The organism is Paraburkholderia sp. NMBU_R16 (assembly GCF_013282575.1).
Classification (GTDB): Bacteria; Pseudomonadota; Gammaproteobacteria; order Burkholderiales; family Burkholderiaceae; genus Trinickia.
Map to the genome: position 1 here is coordinate 1 of NZ_JAAAYE010000277.1, position 542 is coordinate 542.

The 542-nt window shown below is 61.6% G+C and carries 1 protein-coding gene; it reads left to right on the plus strand.

The features are described 5' to 3' along the window. Positions 1-542 (plus strand): IS66 family transposase (locus tag GWC77_RS28235; protein ID WP_173262912.1); only part of this gene is annotated, 542 nt, incomplete at both ends.

A 542-nucleotide genomic window follows, 5' to 3' on the forward strand; every position in this document is an offset into this window, starting at 1 on the left:
ACGCCGCCTGCGGTGTGGTTCGCCTATACGCCGGATCGCAAAGGCATCCATCCGCAACAACATCTCGAGTCGTTCAGCGGCACGCTGCAAGCTGACGCCTACGGCGGCTACCAGGCCATTTACGAAACCGGCCGCGTTGTGGAAGCAGCATGTTGGGCGCACGCCCGACGGCAGTTCTATGAGCTGCACGCCGCACGCGCGAACACGCTGAATACCGAAGCGCTTGAGCGAATCGGTGCGTTGTACAAGATCGAAGACGCGATACGCGGCAAACCGCCCGATGAGCGTCGCGCGTATCGAGAAGCACATGCCCGACCGCTTCTCGATCAGCTTCACGCCTGGCTCACCGCCACGCTGGAGACACTGTCAAAGAAATCCGATACGAGTCGGGCGATTCTCTATGCGCTGAACCGATGGGAAGCGCTCACACGCTATTGCAACGACGGCCGGCTAGAGATCGACAACTTGCCGGTCGAGCGCGCATTGCGTGGAGTGGCCATTGGAAGGCGCAACTACCTGTTCGCCGGCGCGGACTCCGGTGG